Annotated in this window: 19 protein-coding genes; 11 read left to right on the forward strand and 8 right to left on the reverse strand. The window is 39.5% G+C overall.

Annotation, left to right across the window (positions count from 1 at the left end; genetic code table 11):
* Nucleotides 1-215: 215 nt before the first annotated feature.
* On the forward strand, nt 216-785 hold the full coding sequence (locus QI031_RS22405; protein WP_281481824.1) for a phytochelatin synthase family protein: 570 nt from the start codon (nt 216-218) through the stop codon (nt 783-785).
* Between the two features lie 110 nt (nt 786-895).
* Here QI031_RS22405 and QI031_RS22410 read toward each other — a convergent pair whose 3' ends face one another.
* The 4 genes from QI031_RS22410 to QI031_RS22425 all read right to left on the reverse strand — a co-directional run bounded on the left by QI031_RS22410 (nt 896) and on the right by QI031_RS22425 (nt 6,108).
* Nucleotides 896-1,198, reverse strand: coding sequence for a hypothetical protein (locus tag QI031_RS22410; protein WP_281481825.1), 303 nt, complete (start codon nt 1,196-1,198; stop codon nt 896-898).
* A gap of 154 nt (nt 1,199-1,352) precedes the next feature.
* On the reverse strand, nt 1,353-3,257 hold the full coding sequence (locus QI031_RS22415) for a pentapeptide repeat-containing protein (RefSeq protein WP_281481826.1): 1,905 nt from the start codon (nt 3,255-3,257) through the stop codon (nt 1,353-1,355).
* Nucleotides 3,258-3,279: 22 nt separating this feature from the next.
* Nucleotides 3,280-4,089 (reverse strand): helix-turn-helix domain-containing protein, encoded by an 810-nt coding sequence (locus tag QI031_RS22420; RefSeq protein ID WP_281481827.1) that lies wholly within the window; start codon nt 4,087-4,089, stop codon nt 3,280-3,282.
* Nucleotides 4,090-4,380: 291 nt separating this feature from the next.
* Nucleotides 4,381-6,108 carry a S8 family peptidase gene (locus QI031_RS22425; RefSeq protein WP_281481828.1) on the reverse strand — a complete coding sequence of 576 codons (1,728 nt, stop codon included), beginning with the start codon at nt 6,106-6,108 and terminating at the stop codon, nt 4,381-4,383.
* 670 nt (nt 6,109-6,778) lie between these two features.
* Between QI031_RS22425 and QI031_RS22430 the strand changes: the two genes are divergently transcribed.
* On the forward strand, nt 6,779-8,239 hold the full coding sequence (locus QI031_RS22430; protein ID WP_281481829.1) for a glycoside hydrolase family 13 protein: 1,461 nt from the start codon (nt 6,779-6,781) through the stop codon (nt 8,237-8,239).
* Nucleotides 8,240-8,717: 478 nt separating this feature from the next.
* The gene (gene glgP / locus QI031_RS22435; protein ID WP_281481830.1) at nt 8,718-11,282 is read left to right on the forward strand and encodes an alpha-glucan family phosphorylase; all 2,565 of its coding nucleotides are present in this window, start codon (nt 8,718-8,720) and stop codon (nt 11,280-11,282) included.
* Nucleotides 11,283-11,392: 110 nt separating this feature from the next.
* Here the strand turns inward: glgP and QI031_RS22440 are convergent, their stop codons facing one another.
* Entirely contained in the window at nt 11,393-12,127 is a 735-nt protein-coding gene (locus QI031_RS22440) for a DUF429 domain-containing protein (RefSeq protein WP_281481831.1), read from the reverse strand.
* 294 nt (nt 12,128-12,421) lie between these two features.
* Between QI031_RS22440 and menB the strand changes: the two genes are divergently transcribed.
* Nucleotides 12,422-13,255, forward strand: a complete 834-nt coding sequence (menB, locus tag QI031_RS22445; RefSeq protein ID WP_281481832.1) for a 1,4-dihydroxy-2-naphthoyl-CoA synthase — start codon at nt 12,422-12,424, stop codon at nt 13,253-13,255.
* A 128-nt stretch (nt 13,256-13,383) separates the two neighbouring features.
* Here the strand turns inward: menB and QI031_RS22450 are convergent, their stop codons facing one another.
* On the reverse strand, nt 13,384-13,692 hold the full coding sequence (locus tag QI031_RS22450; RefSeq protein WP_281481833.1) for a hypothetical protein: 309 nt from the start codon (nt 13,690-13,692) through the stop codon (nt 13,384-13,386).
* A gap of 1,009 nt (nt 13,693-14,701) precedes the next feature.
* Nucleotides 14,702-15,265 (reverse strand): DciA family protein, encoded by a 564-nt coding sequence (locus tag QI031_RS22455; protein WP_281481834.1) that lies wholly within the window; start codon nt 15,263-15,265, stop codon nt 14,702-14,704.
* Nucleotides 15,266-15,427: 162 nt separating this feature from the next.
* On the opposite strand from QI031_RS22455, the gene QI031_RS22460 reads away from it, so the two are divergent.
* From QI031_RS22460 to QI031_RS22490, 7 genes are all read left to right on the forward strand, one after another.
* Nucleotides 15,428-16,681, forward strand: coding sequence for a hypothetical protein (locus QI031_RS22460; RefSeq protein ID WP_281481835.1), 1,254 nt, complete (start codon nt 15,428-15,430; stop codon nt 16,679-16,681).
* A gap of 204 nt (nt 16,682-16,885) precedes the next feature.
* On the forward strand, nt 16,886-17,590 hold the full coding sequence (locus QI031_RS22465) for a PspA/IM30 family protein (protein ID WP_281481836.1): 705 nt from the start codon (nt 16,886-16,888) through the stop codon (nt 17,588-17,590).
* Nucleotides 17,591-17,752: 162 nt separating this feature from the next.
* The gene (locus QI031_RS22470; RefSeq protein WP_281481837.1) at nt 17,753-18,526 is read left to right on the forward strand and encodes a PspA/IM30 family protein; all 774 of its coding nucleotides are present in this window, start codon (nt 17,753-17,755) and stop codon (nt 18,524-18,526) included.
* Nucleotides 18,527-18,704: 178 nt separating this feature from the next.
* A complete protein-coding gene (locus QI031_RS22475) occupies nt 18,705-19,040 on the forward strand; it encodes a thioredoxin family protein (protein ID WP_281481838.1) in 336 nt (111 codons plus the stop codon).
* Between the two features lie 35 nt (nt 19,041-19,075).
* Nucleotides 19,076-20,275: an LL-diaminopimelate aminotransferase gene (locus tag QI031_RS22480; protein ID WP_281481839.1), complete on the forward strand. Its 1,200-nt coding sequence runs from the start codon at nt 19,076-19,078 to the stop codon at nt 20,273-20,275.
* Between the two features lie 168 nt (nt 20,276-20,443).
* The gene (locus QI031_RS22485; protein WP_281481840.1) at nt 20,444-20,899 is read left to right on the forward strand and encodes a hypothetical protein; all 456 of its coding nucleotides are present in this window, start codon (nt 20,444-20,446) and stop codon (nt 20,897-20,899) included.
* Nucleotides 20,900-21,454: 555 nt separating this feature from the next.
* The gene (locus QI031_RS22490) at nt 21,455-21,877 is read left to right on the forward strand and encodes a response regulator (protein WP_281481841.1); all 423 of its coding nucleotides are present in this window, start codon (nt 21,455-21,457) and stop codon (nt 21,875-21,877) included.
* Nucleotides 21,878-21,879: 2 nt separating this feature from the next.
* Here the strand turns inward: QI031_RS22490 and QI031_RS22495 are convergent, their stop codons facing one another.
* Entirely contained in the window at nt 21,880-22,059 is a 180-nt protein-coding gene (locus QI031_RS22495) for a hypothetical protein (RefSeq protein ID WP_281486099.1), read from the reverse strand.
* Between the last annotated feature and the right edge of the window lie 313 nt (nt 22,060-22,372).

Consider the following 22,372-nt stretch of genomic DNA (forward strand, 5'->3'; position numbering starts at 1 on the left):
CTATACTGTTGCTTGATTGACTAAGTATCTGGTATTTATTACTGAGTTAATGAATAATTCCTAAAATCTCAGTTTAAATTCAGCTGGGAATTGTATTGCTCATTCCTGAGAATGACTTTCAATCAAATGTTCCTGTCCTCGTTTTTTAAAAGTGACAAATGATTTCGGTAGATTTCTAAAAATAAACATTAAATATTGAGGATGGTTAAAATTAAATGCCTAGTACAGATTTAGTAAAAATAAAACTGGCTGAGTTTCAACAGCCTCTTAGATGTTGTAATGTTACTGCCGTTGCCTATGGTTTCACAGCTTTAGGATACCCAACATCAGTTGATGATGTTTTTTATGTAACTAGATTACCAATTGCTACTGTTCTAGATGATGGTATGACCTTGGCAGAAACCTATGATACCTGTGTTAAATACATTGAAACAGCAGGTTTACCACTATTTGCTAAAGTTGAACACTTTGATAAATCAGCAATGACTTTTGATGCATTTGTCAAAGAAATTGAAAGTGCTGTTATGAATGAAAATGACATTCACATTCTCAATTTTAATACTAAAATTGCTCACGGTAATCAGCATTTAGAAGGTGGACATTTTTCCTTATTAGCTGATTATGATTCTACAACTAAGGAATTGACCGTAGCTGATACTAATCCAAAACGATATACACGATTTTGGAAATGTGATGCAAAATTGATGTATGACGCATGTGTAGATAAAGATTCGTCATCAGACCGTTCGCGGGGAATGATTATTATTAAAAAGTTGGAAATATAAATTATAAGTACATAGTTGATAACTGGCGGTTGAAAATATTAAATTTTTAACCGCTGACTAAACTTTTTCTCTTTTCATTTTGTCAAAAGATAAAATTCCATGAATAATAATTAAACACCTAATTTTCTTGATCCTAGTTTATTACTAACTAAACGCAAATTTTGTGATAACTTCAAATACTTTACCCAAGGCTGTTCTGACAACTGAGAGATAGCAGTTGGTGAAAGTTTTGCTGTAAACATATCTTTACCGCTATTCACATCATTGATACCGAGGTTTTCTAAAACAGTAGTTGCGGCAGGTTCTAATACCGATTCAGTGTTGATGAACACGTCTAAACCCTGTGTTTGTTGGGTTTGAGCATTATTATTTAGCGCCATAGCCAGGGCTGCATCTAGCTTTTGATAGTTCATAAATCATTCCTTAGTAAATCAGGTAGGCAATTCTCAGCTTGCCCTATACCAAGTTATCAAATTTATAGTTGGCGATCGCCTATCTTGAGTACAAACGTCATATACTCATATCTCAGTCTAATTACAGATTTACTCCAATATTTGCCTGTTGTCTCTAAATGCCCAATATTTTAGTGAGGGTAGGTAAACAGTTTTTTAAGACTTCAGCTAGCTTACTAGCATCTGTAACAGCAGTTGTTATACCTTTAAGAGCATTTAAAGCTAAGGAACAAAGTTTATTTACTCGTTCTCCTGGTGGCTTTTTGCCTTCCTCTGCTATGGTTTCCACCGCTTCTAACGCTTCTTTCTTTTGACTTTCAGAAAGAACAGAATCATCAACAATAGATTTTTGCAGAGTTGTTAAAATATTTGCTAACTCATCACTTGCATCAGTACTAATATCTCTCAACTGCTGAATCGAATTACTAACTTGGCTATTCGCATCTGCTAACGTCAAATTAGAGTTGGTGACATCTCCACCTACGGTAATCTTATTACCACTAGACATATCTAAATTTCCACCAGCACTGATTTGATTTTTATTTTTCATGATTTCAACTTCTTTGGATGGATTGAGTAATATATTTGCTCTTTCACCTTGAATAGATAATTCATTGTAATAGTAATTTGTAATTGTTTGATGAATAGCAGGTTTATCAGCCTCTGGTGACACACCCACCTTAACAACATATACTTCATCACCTTTACTTTCAACACTATAACGAGACTGGTCTAATTCTTTATGTTCAATAGCAGCTTTATTCAGCGAAATACCTAAAGCCCTGGAATTAAAACTTCCCTTCAAAATGACATCGACTGTATCTTGTAATTTTGTAATCCATTTTTCAAAGTCACCATCTTTAAACTCGCCACTATCTGGTTTACGTTCTGTAAGAATAATGCGATCGCCTTGTTTGGTACACTTTAAATAAACATGCGAACACTTCACATTTGTAAAGCGCGTATCTTTGTTGATATTCCATTCCTGGATGCAAACTCCACTCAAATCTGCTCCTGAAAAATCTGCATCTAAGGCATTTATGCCGCTGAGTATTGCATCTTTTAATTTGGCCTTTGTTAAATTAGCGCCCTTGAGGTCAGCATCTGTATAATCCTCTTTTTCGCCTACTTTAGTTACTAACAATTTCCGCACTCTGGGATTTTCTAAAATCGTTCCTTGGAGTCGGGAAAATTCTAATCCAGTTACATTTTTGAAGCTAGTACGAGTTAAATTAGCTTCTCTAAAATCTGTTTGAGGTAAATGTGCATTATCAAAACAAGTATCTGTTAAATCTGCTTTATAAAAGGATGTTCCACCTGTTGCAGTCCAAAACACACTTGTTTCCTTAAGCCAAGAAAATTTAGGCGAACCTCTGATTGCTTTTCGGGCAATAATTGCACTTGAAAAAATAATTATTATTGCGCCAATCAAAAATATAATACCATCGCCTGGATTTTTTCTTGATAAAACACTTAATCCACCTGTAATCAAAGCTTCAGTTGTTATCCCATAAGCCACAATAGCTAGAAATTCACCTACAACTCCATTGAATATAGAACTAACGGCAATAAAAAAAGCTGTAATGATTGCTCCTAACCATCCTAAAGCTATGCTCAATCCTAGACAGAAAAGCCAAAATCCTATTCCAAAAATTTTGGAATTTGCCTCAAAACAAACATAAATAACAAAGCCAGTAACTATTAGTGCCATCACACAAATAGTATCCGCTACTTGAAAACCGCGAACTCCCAGTATGATTAATGCTATAGTGTATAAAAGAATTGTATTAATTTCTAATAAATAAAAATAATTAACATCAAAAGCATCGTGAATAGCTGCTAATACACCACTAGCTAGGAGATTTACTATACTTAAACAAACAGCAAAAACAATACTAATAATACTGATATATGTCTTTGGAATGAACTTTTGCCCTCCTAAGGTATTTTGTAAATTTTGTTTAATTAAAATATGACTGAGATAAGTCTGACCACGGATATCTTGTTGATAAATTTTCATCTAGTAATTTATAGGTTAATTGCTAACAATTACAATGTAAAAAGATACAAATAGCTTCACATACTACTTTTTCTTCTCCCCAATCAGGAATATTTCTCATATCAATAGGATTATTAGCAATTAAATCAATAAATTCAGGCGTTGTATCAGTAAGCATACTCAAATTGTTAATAGTTAAATCAGTCGCATCCAGAAATTCTTGTACTCGCAGTACAGTCGGAGGTAAATCTACTTTTAGAGTATCCTGCAAGTCTTCTATACTACAATCTAAAACTTTGCTAATTTTCTCTAGATTTGTGTGAAATGGCTCGTGTTGTAACTTGACTTTTTCAAGGGGCTGTGAACTATAAAAACAAATAATAGGAAATTCTATTTTAGACTGATTAGCTAAATCTTTTAATGATAATCCTTTTTCTCTAGCTAGGTTAAGAATTTTGAGTTTAACTGCTTCTCTTTTTTCTTTAGGTTTTATTAGCTCTAGTATATTTACGTCTAATACTTCAGCAATTTTTTTCAAGTCCTCTATTTTTTCTGTAATGTTAAAATCTTCATTTTCATTTGCATACTTTTCAATTTCAACTTCAGAAATCTTAGATGATTTACTCAGTAGATTAAGAGCCGTCTCTTTAGCTTTGTCAGGCTTTAACATTTGAAATGCTTTGGCAGTACCAGATTTATTCACAGAACAATTTAAGGCTGTGGCAATTTTTTGAATATCCTCAGTCGTTTGCATTGCATAAGTCCGAATAGCTTCTTCAGAAACTCCTGAACTTAGACTAAGTAGACGATAAACCTTTTCTTGGGCTAGTTCTCGAATACGAAGTTTAACCATTGATTAAGTTGTGAAATTTAATAGTAATATTTGCTGCATTAGCTTATTTAAATGCTAAAAATAATTAGTATTTAAATATTTAATATTAATTAAACTATTTTATATGTATTGCTACACTTGTAGTGAGTGAAATTTTATAAATCATTATTTTGGATATAGCAATTTTAAAACAAACATCATCATGAAAAAACTGTCAATAGTTCAATAATATGATCGCTCTATTAAACTCAATCCTATTTAAGAAACGCGATATATTATGTATAAATATATCGCGTCCTTACTTACGTCTAATTACAAATTAGCTGCATTAATTAGACCAAAACCCCATTTATCATCAAACGTTCCGGCTTTTTTGCCGGGAATAGCGCTATTTTTGCGTAGCAAATCTTTCACCGCCTCTGGATCAAGTTGAGGGTCACGCTGTAACAACAATGCTACTAATCCGGTAACGAACGGTGTTGCCATACTCGTACCAGCCATAGCTACAAACTTAGAGTTACACGTCATTGAACGATCAAAATTGGCATTAGCAGAAAGCGTAGAGATAATCATTGCCCCCGGTGCTGCCACATCAGGTTTTTGAGCATCATTCCGTAACGGCCCTTCACTGCTGAACTCAGAAATAGTATTTAATTCCAAACCCATTTCTCGCTCTTGGGCATCGATATCTGTGTACTTAATTTTAGTAGTGTAAGCAGCAACTGTAACTGCACTAGCTGCGGCTCCTGGGGAACCTATTTTTACAGAATCTTTGACACTTTTACCTGTGAAAAATACTGCCGATGCATCATCTAGTGTCCATACATCAAGTCTGGTTTCTAATGAAGAAGTATTGCGTACTCGTAACTGCCAGATACCGCCTTGTACTGTTGAATTACCTTTGCCACGAATTTGCACGAAGAAATTATGGTCGCCGTTGGCTTGGTCTGGCCCTGGTGTAACAATTTCGACTTGTGCATCTGGCAAATCGTAATTTTGAGTAGGATTGCCGTTGGTAATAATTTTTTGGAAAGGAGTGACAAAACCATTAGGACTCCGCAGGGAAACTTCCAATTCACTGTTATGACAATACCAACCGTTTAACCAAACGATGCCTACTTGATTCAAAGGAACATTAAAACGCATACCACGCATTTTTTTAGTAGGTATTTTTGCTTGACCGTGAATATTGTCGTTTCCTTCGTTACCCGCAGCACAGCAAACAATTCGTCCAGACCCAGATTCGCTGTCAATGATTTTTGATAGGGAGTCGCTACCATCATGAGCATCGGCATGTCCACCCAAGCTGAGATTTACAACTGCGGGTCTTCCCAATTCGCCAGCTATACGGAAAATATAACGGACAGCATCGGCAATATGAGCATCTTGTAAATCTGATTTGACAACTACCATTTCAGCTTCTGGTGCAACACCACAATATGTAGTATCAGCACCAGAGGCAATTCCAGCAACGTGAGTACCATGACCATCGGTATCTTGAGAAATGGTCATTTGCGCTTCTGTAAATTCAGCCCCGTAACCGCCTTCTGTGACTCCTGGCCCAGGTAGTGTTTGATCCCAAACCCGTAAAATCCGTTCTGCAAAGGCGGGGTGTTGTGCATCAATGCCACTGTCTACAATACCGATGATTACTCCTTTACCAGTCAGTCCAGTTTTATGTTTAAAATCTGGCACTTTCACGGCTGCGGGTGCAATGTCCATTCGCTGTTTTAATTTACGCGATGGTTTGATACGCTGAATGGCAGGATCTTCAGATAAAGCATCTAAACTATTTATGGGTAAAAAAGCTGTGCGTACACTCCCAGAATTTTGATTGACTTCAATGCCGTATTGCGACATTTGACTCAAGTCTGCATCAGAATCACAGTAGATAAAAACGATGCTCTTAGTTGGTTTGATAGTACTTTTAGGGGCTATTATACCAAGCGATCGCTTGTGTGTTATTAAAGCTGGTACTCCTGCACTTTGAAAGTCTTCATAAGCCAATAGCAGCCCAGGGGAGAGTTTTTCGTGTCTCATTTTCACCTCAAATTTAGTTCATTTGCTACAAACAAAACATCGATTTTAGCAAGAGAATTTGCTTCATCATCAATGCAAATATAGTTATCTATTGTTCTAATAGATTATTTAAAATTAAAGTTGCAAACTTAGGGATAACTTATGAATTTCAGTTCACGATTGCTAATTTATAACTCATTTTGATCAATTGTCTCGGCTGCAAAACAATTGTTTGTGACAAGTACAACATTTGTGATTACCTAAAAAGGTATTGGTCACTTTCACCTACAATCAATAACTATAGTAATCCGGTTTGATTTGGTGAATCAATCGTAGAAGCAGGGAACAGGGAAAAGAAAATAAGAATATACTGAGTCTTGTTCACAAATCAAATAAGAGTTCTATATTTCAGAAATTCTCTATTAATGATCCAATACCAAGCTCTATGATTACGGATAAAGTTAAACAGAGAAAAATCAAGAAGTATTAAATAATAAAAATAAAACTACTTAGTAATGAATAGCATCAGTAAGAGGGAGACTGATTAATACTGATAATATTTGTATCAAGAGGAGGAAGAGATGGGGAAAGCAGAGCTTTTAGACTACTGAGTGATTCTCTATCACAATTGAGAGCCGCAAATCAGCAAGTATTTGTAGCGATCGCTCCTAAAGGTATTTAAAAATAATTCATGCAGATTCAAACACCAGACTGGGTTAAGCACGCCGTTTTCTACCAAATTTTTCCAGATCGCTTTGCTAGAAGCAAACAGCCACACAGACGGTTGTTGCACGAAGCCCGTTGGGAAGATTGGGAAGCTATGCCAACACTCCAAGGTTATAAAGGCGGAGATTTGTGGGGCATTATCGAGCAATTAGACTACATCCAAGATTTAGGCATTAACGCCGTTTACTTCACACCCATCTTTCAGTCGGCTAGCAATCACCGCTATCACACCCACGATTATTATCAGGTTGATCCATTACTAGGAGGTAATGAAGCATTTAAAGAATTACTAGACGCAGCTCATCAAAGAAATATCAAAGTTGTTTTGGATGGAGTGTTTAACCATTCCAGTCGGGGATTTTTCTTTTTTCACGACGTTTTAGAAAATGGCACTCTTTCGCCTTGGGTGAAATGGTTCAAAATCCATGATTGGCCTCTTGCACCCTACACTGGTGAATTACCTGCAAACTACGAAGGTTGGGCTGATAATCGCGCCTTACCAGTATTTAACCACGATAATCCAGAAGTACGAGAATACATCATGGAAATTGCCGAATATTGGATTAAACTCGGCATCGACGGTTGGCGGTTGGATGTGCCATTTGAAGTTAAAACTCCTGGTTTTTGGCAAGAATTTCGCGATCGCGTCAAAGCCATCAATCCCGAAGCTTATATTGTGGGCGAAGTTTGGGTAGATTCCCGTGAGTGGTTAGATGGGACTCAATTTGATGGGGTGATGAATTATTTATTTACTGGGCCGACAATTGCTTTTACTGCGGGCGATCGCGTCGTCCTAGAACAAGTGCAAAGCCGCGATTATCAACCCTATCCGCCTTTATTTGCTGCCGAATATGCTGCCAAAATCCAAGAACTACTGCAACTATATCCTTGGGAAATTCAACTAACACAACTGAATTTACTTGCAAGTCACGACACAGCGCGGTTAGTTACCATTACTGGCGGTGATCGGCCTAGTATAGAATTGGCAACTTTACTATTGCTGACATTTCCTGGTGCGCCCAGTATTTACTACGGTGATGAAGTGGGTTTACCTGGGGCTATAGATCCCGATTCACGTCGCGGCTTTCCTCTAGAAGCAAACTGGGATCAAGAAATTCTCAAAGTTCACCGCCAATTAATCACCCTGCGTCATGCTCACCCAGCTTTGCGTACAGGAGATTACCAAGTTCTGTTTGCTCAAGGAGAACTCTATATTTTTGCACGAACTTTAGAAAAAGAAGAATTGATCATTGGTGTTAACGCTGGTACAGCAGCCATAACAGCAAATCTAGATATGACAAGTTTGCATACTCAACCCAACAAGCTTTTATATGGCAATGCTGAAGTTAAGTGGAATAGTGAAAATAAACAACTTTCTTTAAATATTCCCGCACGTACAGGCTGCATACTAGGGGTTAGGGGCTAGCAAAGGCAGAGGGGCAGGGAGCAGGGGGAAAGAGGGTTTCCTGGTTTTTGCACAGATGCGGGAATTATAACTAATTACGCGGACATGATATCAGTAGCGAAAACAACTAACCACTGACTACTGACCACTGACCACTGACACGAAATCCCATCTCCTTTTAGGGGTGGGATGAAAAGAACGTCAGCGATCGCACTGCAAATATAAAATAAATATTAAACATTTTATAATTCAACTTTAATTATGTATGTATATCTTAGATATCAGTAAATAGTTAAATTTTAATATACTAAGGATATGTCTGAGAAGAACGCATAGACTTACAAAGTCCCTTGGTGTAAACTTTACCAGCAAGGGAAAGAATAGTTCTCAATGCTTAACAAAGTCATCGTACTTTCACAAACACAGTATCAAGAATTGGCAACATTGGGGAAAGACAGTAAACAATAGCCATAGCTAAAACTAGGAGTTTTGCCAACCTATGCAGCCAATTCGTACATTTAACGTTTCTCCTTCACTACCGCCGCGACTTGAACCGCTGCGGCGGCTGGCATATAACTTGCACTGGGATTGGAACGTTGAGTCTAAAGATTTATTTCGGCGTTTAGACCCCGACCTATGGGAGTCTAGTCATCATAATCCAGTGCTAATGCTGGGTACTATCAGTCAAGGACGGCTTTTAGAAGTTGTCGAAGATGAAGGCTTTCTAGCGCAAATGGATCGAGCTAACCGTCAGTTAGAAGATTATTTGCAAGAACGAACTTGGTATCAAAAACAACGCAGCCAACAGCCAAAAGAATGCTATGCCTATTTTTCGGCTGAATTTGGACTTGTAGATTGTTTACCTATTTATTCTGGAGGCTTAGGTGTTCTCGCCGGGGATCACCTCAAATCTGCCAGTGATTTGGGGCTACCTCTTGTTGGTGTTGGCTTGTTATACCAACAAGGGTATTTTGCTCAGTACCTCAATGCCGATGGCTGGCAACAGGAACGTTACCTGAGCAATGATTTTTACAATATGCCCCTACACCTGGAGCGCAATTCTGATGGTTCAGAACTGCGGATTGCAGTCGAGTATCCAGGACGCAAGGTGTACGCCAGAGTTTGGCGTGTCCAGGTGGGAATGGTTCCACTGTACATGCTAGACACTAATATCGAACCCAACAATCCCTACGACCACGACATCACAGATCAGCTATACGGTGGCGACATCGATATGCGTATCCACCAGGAAATGATGTTGGGAATTGGTGGTGTCCAAATGCTGAAGGCGCTGGGATACAATGTCACTGCCTACCACATGAATGAAGGTCATGCGGGATTTTCGGCATTAGAACGCATTCGTATTCTCATGCAAGAAGAGAAGCTAAATTATGCTCAAGCTAGACAGATAGTAGCTTCTAGCAATATCTTTACTACCCATACACCAGTACCAGCAGGAATTGACTTGTTTGCTCCCGACAAAATGTTGTATTACCTGGGGCATTACGCAGAAATTTTTGGCTTGCCCAAAGAGCAATTTTTAGGACTGGGGCGTGAAAACACTGGTGATTTATCCGGGCCTTTTAGTATGGCGGTACTAGCCTTGAAAATGGCGACATTTTCTAACGGTGTCGCCCAACTGCATGGTGTGGTGTCACGACAGATGTTTCAAGGTTTATGGAAGAAAGTTCCAGTCGAAGAAGTGCCAATTGCAGCTATTACCAACGGTGTCCATGCTCGTAGCTGTGTCGCTAAATCGACTCAAGAACTATACGATCGCTACCTAGGGCCAAACTGGTCTTCCCTACCACCAGATAACCAGTTGTGGGAGCGAATGGACGCGATTCCCGATGAGGAGTTGTGGCGCAATCACGAACGCTGCCGCTTAGATATGATTTTGTATGTGCGAGATCATTTAGTCAAGCATTTACGCGATCGCGGCGCTTCCGCCTCAGAAATTGACCAAGCCCAAGAAGTTCTTGATCCTAATGTCTTAACCATTGGTTTTGCCCGTCGCTTTGCCACCTACAAACGTGCTACTCTCTGGATGCGTGATTTAGAACGCATTAAGCGGATTTTGTTGGGGAACAAAAACCGAAAAGTGCAGTTTGTAATTGCTGGTAAAGCCCATCCCAAAGATATCCCTGGGAAAGAACTGATCCGCGACATCAATCACTTTATCCACGAACAACATTTAGAAAAACAAGTGGTGTTCGTTCCTAACTACGACATTCACATCGCCCGATTGATGGTGGCGGGTTGTGATATCTGGTTGAATACGCCGCGTCGTCCCAGAGAAGCCTCTGGGACTAGTGGCATGAAAGCCGCAATGAATGGATTGCCTAATTTAAGCGTCCTAGATGGCTGGTGGGATGAAGCTGATTATGTCCGCACAGGTTGGGCAATTGGACACGGTGAAAATTACGACGATCCTAATTATCAGGACGAAATAGAAGCTAACGCCCTCTATGAGTTACTAGAAAAGGAAGTCGTACCGCTGTTTTATGATCACCGGGATGTCGATGGCTTACCCCGCTGGTGGGTTGCCAAAATGAAAGATGCCATCCGGTTAAATTGTCCGTTCTTTAACACAGCGCGGATGGTGCGAGAATATGCTCAAAGAGCTTATTTCCCAGCCAGCGATCGCTATCATACTCTGACAGCCGATAACTATGCCCCAGTCAAAGAATTAGCTGCTTGGAAAGCAAAATTAAGCGAAGATTGGTTCAATATCAAAATTAAAGATATTGATGTATCGGCAGCTGCGGATATTGAAGTTAACCAAACCGTTACCGTCAAAGCCAAAATTGACTTGTCAACTTTGACAAATGATGATGTGCAAGTGGAATTATATCAAGGTGCGATCAATCCTAATGGCGATATCGTCAACGCTACACCAGTAGTAATGCATCACCAAGGACAAGATGGACAAAAATTGAGTACTTACACAGCCGACATCACTTACACCACCTCTGGTTTGCAAGGCTTGTCTTTGCGTGTGTTGCCAAGAAACCAATATTTGTCTAGTCCTTATGAACCAAGATTGATTGCTTGGGCAGAATGAATTAGGGACTAGGAATTAGGGGCTAGGGGCTAGAAATTATTCTAGTTGCAACCAAACTTAAGACGCTCAACGATTTAGAAAACTAGGAATTAGGGACTAGGGGCTAGAAATTACTCTAGCCCCTTTTTCATAGGAATGATAATGTAGCCAGTAGTGCGATCGCCTAGTACTAAATTGCGCTGTTCACCCCAATACCACCAGTATGCTGCTACATAAGCGCAAATTAAGCTGTCTAGTTTATCTTCGGTTGCTTTGAGGGCTGCGCCAGTGGTGGGAATTTCTAAAGCAAAGGAACCGCTGAGGCGCAGAGGAGGAGAAAGAGAGGGTAAGATATTAAGAGTGTAATTGTAAAGTTTAATTAATTCTAAACGACGCTCATTGATACGTCCTTTTTTGTATTTAAGAATGCGTTTTAAATTAAATAAATTAACTATTGCTGGGTGGGGAAAAACTTCTATTTGATATCTACCAAATTTTTGGGGATCAATAGTGGGTGCATGTGCAAAACCACGGGCTTCTAGTTCTAAGCCAAAGTTGATAGTGCGTTGTGCAAAAGGTAAGTTTTGGTTGGCTGGATAGCAGCCAGCATGATATTTACCAAAGTATTTGTGAGTAAGTTTATCAGGTAAGCGACTCCCTGTGGCGTTGGGGATGAGGGTGGGTGCATCTACAGCAATAATGGCTGGTTCATCCTGTTGTACACGCTGATCAATCCAAGCTAATATGTCTGCAATGGCATCTTCGCGGTCTAGATCAAGTAATTGCAGTTGTCCGTCGATTAATTTTAAGCAACACAAGCCGCTAGGTTGAGATTTCCAGCCTAAATCAATACCGATAAATTTCATGGTGTAACCATACTTACCAAATTAGCTTAACTCAGACCATTTCACGAAATTGCTGATACAAATGATTGGTCTTTGTCTTTATTTGTTTTTGAGAGAACTGGCGCAGTACGTCCGGGTTTCTTGGCACTCAACTTTTTAAGACAGCGAAAAATGCGGTCTTGGGTTTTACCAAGAGGAGCAATTTTTCAAGATATTTTTCTTGTTAATTTTCAATTTGACATTTTTAATTTTTAATTCAAAAAAGGTCCCTGTGTCCGCGATAAAATTCTCAAGCACAACAGCGCAGTTATTCTCATGCAAGTCAATTGGCAAACTGTCAAAACTTACGAAGATATCTTATATCACAAAACTGATGGCATCGCTAAAATTACCATCAACCGCCCCCATAAACGTAATGCCTTCCGTCCTAAAACTGTCTTTGAACTATACGATGCTTTCTGTGATGCCCGTGAAGATACAAATATTGGAGTAGTACTCTTCACAGGTGCTGGGCCACACACAGACGGCAAATATGCTTTTTGTGCTGGTGGTGATCAAAGTGTGCGGGGACAAGCTGGTTACGTGGATGATGCTGGTATTCCTCGCTTGAATGTCCTGGACTTGCAGCGCTTAATTCGTTCCATGCCTAAAGTCGTAATTGCTTTAGTTGCGGGATATGCGATCGGTGGTGGACACGTCTTACACTTAATTTGTGACCTCACCATTGCTGCCGATAACGCTATTTTCGGACAGACTGGCCCGAAAGTTGGCAGTTTCGACGGAGGTTTTGGTGCTAGCTATCTCGCCCGCATTGTGGGGCAAAAAAAAGCACGAGAGATTTGGTTTCTCTGCCGCCAATATGATGCCCAACAAGCTCAAGACATGGGCTTAGTAAATTGTGTTGTCCCAGTCGAACAATTAGAAACCGAAGGCATTCAATGGGCGCAAGAGATTTTAGAAAAAAGTCCGATTGCAATTCGCTGTCTCAAAGCAGCATTTAATGCTGATTGTGATGGACAAGCTGGTTTACAAGAACTGGCAGGGAATGCCACCCTACTTTATTACATGACAGAAGAAGGGTCTGAGGGAAAACAAGCTTTTCTAGAAAAACGTCCACCGAATTTTCGTACTTTCCCCTGGCTACCTTAAAAATTGCAAAAATCGCACCTTGTTTAAGGGTGCGATTTTTAAAGATGTCAAATTAACAGCACTAGAAATCTTAAAGATAAATCTTAATATTAAGCGGACTAAAAATGGAGTCCAGTGATTAACGATGATTAAATTCGTACTGTCTCAACCTCTTGTGAAGAACAGTGAACTGTTTCCTCCACAGGGGTAAGAACTGTATTGTCTACATTAGAAACCATAGAGTGAGAAACACTTAAAACTCGTGTTGCATCTGGTAAAATCCAAGCATCTTCTAAAGACTCCCAAGAAGGTGCAAAAGGTGGAAGCGCTAAAGAGCAAGCTTTCCAACTTGCTTGAACTGGCACTCCCAACTGTTGACACGTTCCACCACGGCGACCCTCTGGCTTATAATGACGACAATATCGACAGGCAGATGTCAAGAATTTAATGGGTTTCATGTTATTTCATCTTTAGTGCCGTTTATGGCTGATTTGCATCTTTATATTTTGCTTCTAGATATAAATACGTAATATTGCCAGAAAGTTGTTATTTTCTCTGGGTTATAGCGATCCCCAGGATAAAATAAACTTTAGGATGTTTTTATATTCTTGTTATATTTGTAAATGATCAGTAGAGTGGATACATATTAGCTTTGATTAAAACTAGCTGGGGATCAAGATTAAGAGTATCACTTTAGATGCAAATCAAATTTTTACGTCATCCCTCAGACATACTTTAAGAAAGTCTATGTCCGATGAAGGGTTATCTATCATTTAGCCTAGTTGGCATTATTTAAATAAAATTATTTGATATATCAACTACTAGAACTATTGTCTTAAAAAACTGCAAGCTAGTTGAATATTAAACTATTTGACTCAATCAGCGCCAGACTGTTTTGCCAGTAATTGAGATGAATAAATGCAAACTAAATTTTGTAGGCTGTTTTATGCAGTGCCTTAGAAATAAAATCACAAAAACTATCTTGACAAAAGCTGATCTTCAAAAGCTTGCCCAAATACTTTCTAACTTTTTACTCACAGTCTTTGTCTTCCACCTATATTTCTTAACAATTGCCAAACAATAGCCACTAAATAAATAATTTTTAAAATTTACCTGGATAGTGAACTTGATAAAAATATCTGTAATTTTGTTAAGAAAACATTCATTTTATTGAGAATTATTTACTTGTCCATGAAAATGTGACTGTTTAGCCTTAATGATAGGACTTACGCACTGTACAAATTTATCATCTCGTGTATTAACGAAAATACGTTGTTTCAGGCTGCGCTCAATCATCCTTTGATAAATAGCGATCGCCTAAAAAATATTGAAAAATCAAGGTTTAATGCCTGGAATCCATACCCCATATTTGGTTTTTCCTGTCAATGCGTAAGTCCTAAATGATTGTTCCAAATTTAGGTAACAAATTCAGTAAGTTAAGAATCTGGTTTTTTTAATTTTTAATTTTTAATTCCCTGTAGGGGCTGATTGCTTGGCTGCACAGCAAGAACAGACATCCCAACGTTGGAGTTCACCGGGTGGGGTGGGACATTGGCATTGAGGACAAAGAGGTAAGCCATGCGATCGCTTTTGCATTGTCTTTGCCCAATCCTCAAAAACAGTATTAGCACTTTTAATAGTAGGTGTAACATCACGCTGAAAGTCACTAGCATGACCCAAGTAACTCGGATGCTCTTGTGGCAAAAATGTTTGTGATTGCGGTGTCACCTCTGGTGGACTTCGTCGCCATTCAGCAGTAGAGAAGCGAATATCTACCAAAGGTGTAGGTAGTTTTTCATTTAACCTTAACAGCAGGTTCTGCCGTCTAAAAGTCATATTTTGCGCCCAAGCAGCGCTAGAAGTCGCCACCCGTAAAACATCACGCTGGATTGACAATGGTCGAGTATGGTCAGCAACCGCTGCTCCCACAATTTCTGCCCAACATTCGAGTAATCGCTGAAATGGTTGCTCTTGCCATTTAGCTTGTTGTTCTAGAACACCTAAAATATCATTAACCGATTTCAACGACATGGTAAAAAATTAAGGGACATAGGGTATGGGGCATTGGGCATGGGGCATAGCAGAAAGACTTATATAATTTTCTAGTGATATTTCCCTTAGATAATTTTCGCTAAGATTGGCACAAATATATCTAAAGTTAATCCAGCAGTAAACGTTTCAGGCAGACAGGCAATGAGTCAAAACCCACCGATAGATTCCGGTACTCAATCGTCGAAAACATCTGGGTTGAAGCCAGCATTAGCAGCAGCACTGGCGAGTTTAGAAGTGCAGCTAGATCAAGAGTTAACCCGATACCGACGTACACGAATTGGCACAAGGACACCAAATCAATCCCGTGTGGGCAATTATATAGGTAGTCAACCTCAAGAGTTGACAGATACGACTTTGACAGTAAGCAAAACTCAGCCATCTGTAGCAGAAGTTAAAACTAATACACCACCTACACATGTACCCGATGAGGCTCCTCCAGAGAAGCCAGCACCAGTTACGATCATCAAGACTGAGGCATTGGATAATTCTGAAGCATCCTCTAACTCTGAATCTACCGAAGCAGAGGTTCCACTGCCTCAAGTGAGTTCTAGCAGCATTGTACCTGCGACAGTTAAGCCTCCTCAAGACGATCATCTTACTCAGGTAAATGGCAGTGCCAAACAGCCAGATGACTATTTGGAATCGAGTGAAGCACTACTGCGAAGTTTGACAGACGAACAACCGCGAACCAATAAGCCGAATAAGTCTAGCGATAGTCTGCTATCACCTTTGGGTATAGGCTCTATGCTGCTGCTGTTAGTAGCAAGTCTCACATTAGGTTACGTAGTTTTCAATCCTAAAAGCTTACCTCAGTTAAAAAATATAGGCAAATTATTTAACGGTAACTCGTCTCCTCAAGTCGCAAATGCTCCAGAAGTTGACAGTAATCCCCAACCTCAAACCCAGCCAGAGATTACATCCATACCCAAGTACCCTAATTTAGCTGCTAAAGAATTTCCAGAGGTGAAAGATCCCAATGATATAGTCGGATTACAACCCAAAGATCAACTAACTCCCACTGCACCCCCCAATCCTATTGTTGCTCAAACACCGAGTAATCCTTTATTAGTAGAGCCAACGCCACAGGTACAACAACCTTTGCCACCTATAAGTTCTTCCCCAATACCTACAGCAAAATCATCACCCCAGCCGACTACAACTCCATCACCAGTAAGTGCAGAAATCAAACCCGCAGCAGATGGATTTTATCATCTAGTGATAGACAATCAAGGCGATCGCGCCTTAGCCGCAGCCCGCAAGGTAGTCCCTGATGCTTATTTATCACCGAGTAAAAAATTCATTTATCTGGCTTCCTTGAAGACAAAAGAGCAAGCACTACAAAGGTTGCAACAGCTACAGGCTAAAGGAATTAAAGCACGGGTACAACAGCCGTGAGTTGTAAAAATCTACGATAGGATGAGGAAAACATCTATAAAACGCTCTGCCTGTTGACTAGAAAGTAGAGGGGCAGCACTTTGACTGCGCCCTTCGGCTGCGCTCAGGCTAAACTCAGGACAAGCTCAGTGACCAAAGCAGAGGAGAATATTTTGTACCCTGCTCCCCTGCTTCTTTTTGAAGAAAAGTGAATGGAGAGCCGACATGGAACTAATTAAGCGTATCCTGCGGGTGATTCGCGCTAACCTTAACAGTTTAATAGGCAGTGCGGAAGATCCGGAAAAGATTTTAGAACAAGCTGTGATAGAAATGCAAGAAAATTTGGTGCGATTGCGACAGGGGGTAGCCCAAGCGATCGCTACTCAAAAACGCACCGAACGTCAAGCCACAGCAGCTGGTTCGACAGCCGAAGAATGGTATCGCCGCGCCCAATTAGCACTGCAACAAGGCAACGAACCTCTAGCACGGGAAGCTTTAACTAAACGTCAAGCTTACAAAGAAACTGCCACAGCCCTTTCTAACCAAATAGGGCAACAAAATGATGTGGTAGCTAGACTAAAAAAAGATATGCGATCGCTGGAGTTAAAAATTTCCGAGGCAAAAACTAAAAAAGATATGTACATTGCCCGCGCTCGTTCTGCTGAGGCATCCTATCGCCTCCAGGAAATGCTCGATGGAAATTCTGCTACAAGTAGCCTCAGCGCCTTTGAGGGTATGGAAGAGAAAGTTTTACAGATAGAAGCTCAATCAGAAGCGATCGCAACTCTGGGTAGTGACGATTTGCAAAAACAATTTGACTCTTTAGAATCCGCTGGTGATATTGATCATGAACTTGCAGCGATGAAAATGCAGGTTTTAAATGAAGCTGAAAATCCCCAGCAGCAGCTACCTAAAGGTCAAGAGCTTTAAAAATTAGGGAACTACCAAAGCTAGGATATATCTTAACAATTAACCAGTGTCGGGAGGTTGCGAACCCAACCGGAAAGATTACATTGAAATAGGAAGCTATTAAATAGTAAAAAAGCGAACTGTCTAACAAAACGCGTAAACTCCAAAAGGAAAAACAAAGTTATGGGATTATTTGATCGTATTAAACGAGTAGTCGGCGCTAACCTCAACGACTTGGTAAATAAAGCTGAAGATCCAGAAAAAATGCTGGAACAAGCCATTCTAGAAATGCAAGAAGACTTGGTACAGCTGCGTCAGGGAGTCGCCCAGGCGATCGCCTCCCAAAAACGTACAGAGAAACAGTACAATGATGCTCAAAATGAAATTAATAAATGGCAACGCAACGCTCAGTTAGCACTGCAAAAAGGCGATGAAAATCTAGCAAGACAAGCCCTAGAGCGCAAAAAGACTTACACTGAAACCAGCACAGCCCTCAAAGCTAGCTTAGATCCGCAAGTTACTCAAGTTGACACTCTCAAGCGCAGCTTAATTCAGCTAGAAAGCAAAATTTCTGAGGCTAAAACCAAGAAAGAAATGCTCAAAGCTCGGATTACGACTGCTAAAGCTCAAGAACAACTCCAAGGTATGGTCAGTGGAATGAATAGCAGTAGTGCTATGGCTGCCTTTGAGAGGATGGAAGAAAAAGTCTTGATGCAAGAAGCTCGTGCCCAATCAATGGGAGAATTGGCAAGTGCAGATTTAGAAACCCAATTTGCGCGTTTGGAATCTGGCAGTGATGTTGATGATGAATTGGCAGCTTTAAAAGCACAAATGCTACCACCTGCGGCTGCACCCAATCAACCCCAACTACCCCCAGAACAAACCACAGCTCCCAAATCTAATGAAGTGGTAGATAGCGAATTGGAATCCCTACGCAAGCAATTGGATCAAATGTAAAATTTGTTGAATACTAATTTGCACTAGTCCCACGCCTATTGGTTGTGGGATTTTGCATCCAAAATAAATAATTTCTTACCCATGCCCAATGCCCCATGCCCAATTCCCAATACCTCACAGATTGAGATAAAGTATTTTGTGTGCCAACTTTGATCGATGCCACCTAATGGAGACTGCAATGAGTAAAGGTGTAACCACTATAACTGATGCTGAGTTTGAAACCGAAGTGTTGAAAGCCGAGCAGCCTGTATTGGTTTACTTTTGGGCTTCCTGGTGTGGGCCTTGTCAGTTGATGTCGCCACTAATGAATTTAGCTGCTAATACATACAGCGATCGCCTAAAAGTTGTCAAAATAGAAGTAGACCCTAATCCTGTAACTGTCAAGCAGTATCAGGTAGAAGGTGTGCCAGCCCTCAGATTAATTCATGGAGACAAAATATTAGCATCCACTGAGGGAGTCATTGGCAAAGATAAATTAATCAGTCTCTTGGATATGCATTTAAATAGTAATTAGTCAAGAGTCAACATAATTCGTAATTTTTGACTAACATGCAATTCGCGAAGCGTTTACAACCCCTGCAATCCAACGTATTTGCTGATATGGATAGAGCCAAGGCGGTAGCTTTGGCAGCAGGACGAGAGTTAATTGATTTGTCGCTGGGATCTTCTGATTTGCCAGCCGAGGCGCACGTCATTGAGGCGATCGCTAAATCTTTGTATGATCGCAGTACCCACGGCTATTTACTGTTTCACGGTACTCAAGCTTTTCGCCAAGCCGCAGCTAACTGGTACGCACAAAAATTTGGCATCAACGTCGATGCGGAAACTGAGGTGTTACCCCTGATTGGTTCTCAAGAAGGTACAGCCCATTTGCCCCTGGCGCTGCTTAACCCTGGCGATTTTGCTTTGTTGCTCGATCCAGGCTATCCCTCCCATGCTGGGGGAGTTTACTTAGCTAGTGGGCAAATCTACCCCATGCCAATCACAGCAGCAAACGGTTTTTTGCCCGTATTTGCTGACATTCCTGCCGCTGTTTTGGCTCAGTCGCGGATGATGGTATTGAGCTATCCTCATAATCCCACTGCGGCGATCGCTCCTTTATCTTTTTTTCAAGAAGCTGTCGCTTTTTGTCAGCAGCACGATCTTGTTTTAGTTCATGATTTTCCCTATGTCGATTTGGTATTTGCAGAAACTGAAAATTGGGAAAAAAATCTTCTTAATCCCAAATCACTAGTACCTTCTGTTTTACAAGCTGACCCCGATAAAAGCGTCTCAATAGAATTTTTTACTCTTTCCAAGTCTTACAACATGGGAGGCTTCCGTATTGGCTATGCAATTGGTAATGCCCAGTTAATTCGCGCCTTGCGCCAAGTCAAAGCTGCTGTCGATTTTAATCAGTATCGAGGAATTTTGAATGGAGCGATCGCAGCTCTTGGTGGTTCTCAAGCAGGGGTAGTAAATGCAGTCTCTACCTTCCGTAAACGTCGTGATGCTTTTATTACTGCTTTACATAGCATTGGTTGGCAAGTTCCAACTCCCAAGGCCACCATGTATATTTGGGCTGAGTTACCCTCATCGTGGAATCAAAATTCTGTAGAATTTTGTACTGAGTTAGTTAAACAAACTGGTGTTGCAGCTTCTCCTGGCGCTGGCTTTGGCAAATCTGGAGAAGGATATGTCCGCTTTGCCTTAGTACATGAACCACCTTTATTAGAAATTGCCGTTGCCAGAATTGCGGAATTTCTATAGTTAACTTATGAAGTCTTTATCGTATATTCACAATACTACCTAATATTGAATGTAGGTTTCAGTATAAACTACAGGTGAGATTAGTATAAATATCAAAGATACTTGATTACTAGTATCTTTAATTTTTGCTTCAGATTTCACCCATAAAAGTTCACTCATACAGTGTGCATGGCAAGCAAATTCCCAAAAATAGTCTTTTGTGCTGTAATTTTTGCATCTACATCTATTGGTTTATCAGGGCATCGTCCTCTTCGGGCGTTGACTCCTCCCCTTGATATTGTCAGTTCCCTAGAAGCAAATACACTGAATGACGGGGAAATTACAGATGCGAGTGACTTAGAAGGTAATGAGCTACTCTTGCTAGCTAGTCGTAATATTAAGGAAATCACTCCAGCTAGTGAATCTAATGTGGTTACAGACAACGCCACTCGCTATTACATTACTAAACAGTCTGCTAGTCAACGACAAGCCCATATACTTTCCTATAGAAATATTTGGACTCAGCAAAGTAATTTACCGCACAAACGAAAAGTCCCGGAACCTTCAGTAATAGTAGGGCTAATAGCTATGGTAGGCTGGCTAGTTGGTGAAATAAAACCAAACTATGTGAAGAATAGTAAATAAGGCTCAAACTCTTTCTCCCCCTGCCCCCTGCTTTATTTCAACGATAGTTATTGACATTGACCTACTTATATGAGCAATAGCTAATATCCGAATTATAGTCAGTGCGTTTAATACTTAGTTTAGTCATTGTTAGCCATACAAAACTAGTTAAAAAGTCTGATTAAAGCTATTAGTTGAAAACTAAAAATAAGCAAAGTAACAACTAGCGGACTTTTTTCACAAATTCTTAATATTTGACCCTGTGAAATTACGGTTGTTTTATGTAATGCTAAACACGTAATAATTGAGGTATATTCCTTGGAAAAATGTGAAAAGTCCTGAGCAAAAACTAAAAAAATATTAAACTTAAGGGGAGTTAGCCCTAAAAATTATGAAGTTCTACTTAACTTTAAATGTTAGGATACTATTATTAAGGTAGAGAATTGTAAATAAATTTAAGTTATTACAATTTGAATAGCCAGGATTCAGAAGAATCCCTATTCTTTTTTAATGTTTATATCAAGTTTCATTTTCTTCGTGAAACTTTTGATTATTGACCCCAGATGATAGATAAAAATGACAGCACACTTACTTACTATAAATCGACAATTGCAGTCGCATAAACCAAAGCGGATTCTACTGGTTGAAGATAACGATGTTAATAGGATGCTATTGAGCGATTATTTAAGCTATTGTGGTTACAATGTCCAAAGTTTATCAAATTGTTCTAATTTTTTTACAATTGTAGAAAAGTTTCGCCCAGAGTTAATGTTATTAGATTTGAAGTTACCTGATATTGACGGCTATTCACTATTAGAACAGATTCAACAAAAGCCGGATTTATCAAAGATACCTATTATTGTAGTTTCAGCCTTTGCTTTTAAAGCTGATCAAGAACGAGCCATGAAATTAGGTGCTCACCGTTATTTTGTTAAACCAGTAAATCTCACATCTCTAATTATGACAATTGAAGATGAATTAGCTTGTCACTGCATCTAAAATTACTCATCTTTTTGGTTGTTAATAAACTCTTCAACACTTTCACTCATATTTTGTACAGAAGTGCCAATTTCTGAAATCTTGCGTTGTACTTGTGCCAGCATTAAAACTGCCGTTTGTAGTTCGTTAAGTGCTTCAGCCATAGCCTCACGATAATTAGATTCAAATTCTTGTATATTCATCAGTTTGCTCATGACCACGTATAATCACAATCATAGTCATATATACTAAGTTAATTAAACCGTTAATTCGCTTAATCGTTGACATTCAATCAAAAATCCGAAAGATTGCCTATTTAAATTTAGCTAATCAAAACTTGGATTGCTTTAGTTTAGAGATATATAGAGCCAGTTTGGGCAAAATCGTTCGGTTATAAGTACACACAAAGTTTAAAAAAAACCACAAATAAAAAAATTTATAATTTCAAAAAATAGATAAAATTCAAATTTGTGTTCAAACTACAAAAAAAACTTGTAAAAACTGCTCAAAGTATGT

Origin of the sequence: Halotia branconii CENA392 (genome assembly GCF_029953635.1) — a bacterium.
GTDB lineage: Bacteria > Cyanobacteriota > Cyanobacteriia > Cyanobacteriales > Nostocaceae > Halotia > Halotia branconii.

What these genes read in the sequence shown, in the direction of transcription:
- QI031_RS22465 (WP_281481836.1), top strand. Translation starts at nt 16,886, where the DNA reads ATGGAACTAATTAAGCGTATCCTGCGGGTGATTCGCGCTAACCTTAAC.
- QI031_RS22455 (WP_281481834.1), bottom strand. Translation starts at nt 15,265, where the DNA reads ATGTCGTTGAAATCGGTTAATGATATTTTAGGTGTTCTAGAACAACAA.
- QI031_RS22405 (WP_281481824.1), top strand. Translation starts at nt 216, where the DNA reads ATGCCTAGTACAGATTTAGTAAAAATAAAACTGGCTGAGTTTCAACAG.
- QI031_RS22430 (WP_281481829.1), top strand. Translation starts at nt 6,779, where the DNA reads ATGCAGATTCAAACACCAGACTGGGTTAAGCACGCCGTTTTCTACCAA.
- QI031_RS22485 (WP_281481840.1), top strand. Translation starts at nt 20,444, where the DNA reads ATGGCAAGCAAATTCCCAAAAATAGTCTTTTGTGCTGTAATTTTTGCA.
- QI031_RS22410 (WP_281481825.1), bottom strand. Translation starts at nt 1,198, where the DNA reads ATGAACTATCAAAAGCTAGATGCAGCCCTGGCTATGGCGCTAAATAAT.
- QI031_RS22450 (WP_281481833.1), bottom strand. Translation starts at nt 13,692, where the DNA reads ATGAAACCCATTAAATTCTTGACATCTGCCTGTCGATATTGTCGTCAT.
- QI031_RS22460 (WP_281481835.1), top strand. Translation starts at nt 15,428, where the DNA reads ATGAGTCAAAACCCACCGATAGATTCCGGTACTCAATCGTCGAAAACA.
- QI031_RS22480 (WP_281481839.1), top strand. Translation starts at nt 19,076, where the DNA reads ATGCAATTCGCGAAGCGTTTACAACCCCTGCAATCCAACGTATTTGCT.
- QI031_RS22440 (WP_281481831.1), bottom strand. Translation starts at nt 12,127, where the DNA reads ATGAAATTTATCGGTATTGATTTAGGCTGGAAATCTCAACCTAGCGGC.
- QI031_RS22425 (WP_281481828.1), bottom strand. Translation starts at nt 6,108, where the DNA reads ATGAGACACGAAAAACTCTCCCCTGGGCTGCTATTGGCTTATGAAGAC.
- glgP (WP_281481830.1), top strand. Translation starts at nt 8,718, where the DNA reads ATGCAGCCAATTCGTACATTTAACGTTTCTCCTTCACTACCGCCGCGA.
- QI031_RS22475 (WP_281481838.1), top strand. Translation starts at nt 18,705, where the DNA reads ATGAGTAAAGGTGTAACCACTATAACTGATGCTGAGTTTGAAACCGAA.
- QI031_RS22420 (WP_281481827.1), bottom strand. Translation starts at nt 4,089, where the DNA reads ATGGTTAAACTTCGTATTCGAGAACTAGCCCAAGAAAAGGTTTATCGT.
- QI031_RS22495 (WP_281486099.1), bottom strand. Translation starts at nt 22,059, where the DNA reads ATGAATATACAAGAATTTGAATCTAATTATCGTGAGGCTATGGCTGAA.
- QI031_RS22490 (WP_281481841.1), top strand. Translation starts at nt 21,455, where the DNA reads ATGACAGCACACTTACTTACTATAAATCGACAATTGCAGTCGCATAAA.
- QI031_RS22470 (WP_281481837.1), top strand. Translation starts at nt 17,753, where the DNA reads ATGGGATTATTTGATCGTATTAAACGAGTAGTCGGCGCTAACCTCAAC.
- QI031_RS22415 (WP_281481826.1), bottom strand. Translation starts at nt 3,257, where the DNA reads ATGAAAATTTATCAACAAGATATCCGTGGTCAGACTTATCTCAGTCAT.
- menB (WP_281481832.1), top strand. Translation starts at nt 12,422, where the DNA reads ATGCAAGTCAATTGGCAAACTGTCAAAACTTACGAAGATATCTTATAT.